We start from the raw sequence: 3,393 nt of genomic DNA, 5'->3' as shown, positions 1-3,393 counted from the left end.
CAGTTTTAAATCAAGGCTGTAAAAATAGCCTATTCATTCTATTCAATTTAATAAAAAGGGCAGCACAATATGCTGCCTTTTTATCTCTCCCCTATTCTTTTCTACCAGTACACACCGCCAACATTTTTCTTTAAGAAAATTAGTTAAAAAACTCAAGACAATAAAATATCGCGCTTTTAACTAGTAAAAATATCCCTTAAAAAAACTAAAAGTCGATTGAAAAATCAATGAGCGCTATTTTATCGTAACCGTGTTAAAGAAAAACATGAAAGCTATGGTATCATCTTTGGTTTCATGATGTTGGAAGAGATCTCTATCAGGCTCAAGCATACAGTTTTTTGAAATTTTCTTGCCTACTCCTTTTCTTTAAGCATAAGCAACAAGTTTTATGCAAACATAACACATATCTTAAATAGAAAAACTTATAATACTTATATAATATTAACATAATGTATTCATTTAATACTAAATGAATTTAAATATAATACATTATATATTAAATGTATAAGTTAATTTATACTTTACACAAAAATAAAAATATCCTATTCACGTTCCATCTCTAAAATATCCATCCATTTGATATCCTTCTTATAAGCGGGGGAAGAGTGTGTGGCTCTTATAAGTTAGGAAAATCTTGATGTGTAAAAAATCCCTTTTATGCTGCACAGCTGTCATAGCTGTCATGCTATTCAACACCCATATCAATGTATATGCTGAAACTCTTGAAGTTTCCGGCGAGAAAAAAGAAGTATCTAACACAACGTATGAGATTATTCATGCAAAAGACAACGGGGAAATTACCGGCACACATTTAACTGTGGTTGGGAATAAAGACACGGATATTTATGCTGTAACAGCTGACGGTTTTGGCAGTGCGATTACATTACTGCAAGACACAGCCATTAAAGGAACTGATTTTGACATTCGTCTCGGTCTTAATGCAAAAGATGGTGCTACAATCAAAATGACTGGAGGCATTATTACGGTTTCTGAAATTGGCGCTTTCTTCGAAAACAGTATGAATGATAAAAACAAGCTGGAAGGTGTAACAATATCAAGCGGTAAAGATGACCACTTCATGGACAAGGGAATAAATGCCGACAACAAAAGCAAAGTTACTTTAGAAAACGTAACGGTTACGCAAGCAAACACCAGTATATTTGCAAATGATCATTCTGAAATAACGATTTTAGGAGGAGCATTTGATGGAGAACTCAAAGGAATATCTGCTACGGAAGGCAGCGCTATTACTTTAACCTATAGTGAATTAGCCGATAATAAAAAAGGCAGTGTTCAAGTTACATCATCTCATGGTGACGGACTCTATGCAAATGGTGCACAATCCACAATCACAATGATAGGAGGATCAGTCACTGTAGAAAATACAGCATTACTTGCAGAAAATGGCGGACATATTGACGTCACAGATGTTACTTTAAAAAAAGATGGCACCGGAATCGGTGCAATAGCTAATGATGTTGACAGCACAATTGAACTACACGGAAATACGGTAATTAATGACGCTGTAATTGGGCTTTATGCAACAAACGGTAGCACAATCACAATGACTGGAGGAACCATTACGGCTTTTGAAACTGGTGCGTTCTTCAATGAGAGTAAAAGCGATAAAAACAAATTAGAAAATGTAACCATTACTTATGCAAATACCAGCATAAGTGATCAAGACAAGCTAGAAAGTGTGAAAACATCGGACAATGAATTAGACCCTGGATGGGAAAGTGAATTAGAAAATGAAAAAGAAGAGTTTTTATACACAGGAATAACGGCCTTTGCCGGAAGTCATCTCACTTTAGAAAATGTAACCATTACGCAAGCAGACACCAGCATATCGGCAGAAGATGGTTCACAAGTAACGATATTAGGAGGAGCATTTGATGGAGAACACACAGGGCTATACGTAATGAACGGCAGCTTCATTACTTTAGCCAATAGTAAAGAAGGCAGCGTTCAAGTTACATCATCTGATGGTGATGGACTCTATGCAGACGGTTTATTCTCTACAATCATAATGATGGGAGGGACAGTGACTGCAGGAAATAGAGCATTATTTGCACAAAAAGGTGGATATATTAAGGTCACAGATGTTGCTCTAACAACGATGGACGGAAACGGATACGGGGCAGCTTCCACCGATCCTTACAGCTTTATTGAATTGGATGGAGAGACAACGATTACTAATGCTATAAATGGACTTGATGCGGAAAACAGTGGTGTCATCATAATGACGGGAGGAGCTGTAACTGCAAAAAGCGCAGCATTGTTTACCATGAACGGTGGATATATTAAGATCACAGATGTTGCTCTAACAACGATGGACGGAAACGGATACGGTGCAGCTTCCACCGATCCTGAAAGCTTAATTGAATTGGATGGGAAGACAACAATTAATAATGCTCTCATCGGACTTTATACAGAAAATAGTGGCACTATCTCAATGGCGGGTGGAACTGTAACTGGGAAAAGCGCGGCAGTACTTACAAAAAGCGGTGGACATATTAAGGTCACAGATGTTGCTCTAACAACAATGGATGGCAACGGATACGGTGCCGCGACAAGCGATCCTAACAGCTTGATTGAATTGCATGGAAAGACAACAATTAATAATGCTTTCATCGGACTTTATACAGAAAATAGTGGTACTATCACAATGGCGGGTGGAACTGTAACCGCAACAAACATGGCATTGCTTGCAAAAAGCGGGGGACATATTAAGCTCACAGATGTTGCTCTAACAACGATGTATGGCAACGGATACGGAGCAGCTACCTCCGATCCTGAAAGCTTGATTGAATTGCATGGAAAGACAACGATTAATAATGCTTTCATCGGGCTTAATACAGAAAATAGTGGTACTATCACAATGGCGGGTGGAACTGTAACCGCAACAAACATGGCATTGCTTGCAAAAAGCGGAGGACATATTAAGCTCACAGATGTTGCTCTAACAACGATGTATGGCAACGGATACGGAGCAGCTACCTCCGATCCTGAAAGCTTGATTGAATTATATGGAAAGACAACGATTAATAATGCTTTCATCGGACTTTATACAGAAAATAGTGGTACTATCACAATGGCAGATGGAACTGTAACCGCAACAAACATGGCATTGCTTGCAAAAAGCGGAGGACATATTAAGCTCACAGATGTTGCTCTAACAACGATGTATGGTAACGGATACGGTGCAGCTACCTCCGATCCTGAAAGCTTGATTGAATTGGATGGAAAGACAACGATTAATAATGCTTTCATCGGGCTCAATGCAGAAAACAGTGGTGCAATCACAATGACGGGAGGAACTGTAACCGCAACAAACATGGCATTGCTTGCAAAAAGCGGTGGGCATATTAAAGTCACAGATGTTGCTTTAAC

Annotated in this window: 1 pseudogene; it reads left to right on the top strand. The window is 38.5% G+C overall.

From position 1 onward, the window contains the following. Positions 1-637: 637 nt before the first annotated feature. A pseudogene (locus ACFIL8_RS08490) lies at positions 638-3,393 on the top strand (hypothetical protein); the annotation flags it as partial.

The sequence above is a fragment of the Bartonella sp. AP57NXGY genome (assembly GCF_042195805.1).
Taxonomy (GTDB): Bacteria; Pseudomonadota; Alphaproteobacteria; order Rhizobiales; family Rhizobiaceae; genus Bartonella.
The sequence above is the reverse complement of the archived record's forward strand: the minus strand, read 5'-3'. Positions and strand labels throughout refer to the sequence as shown.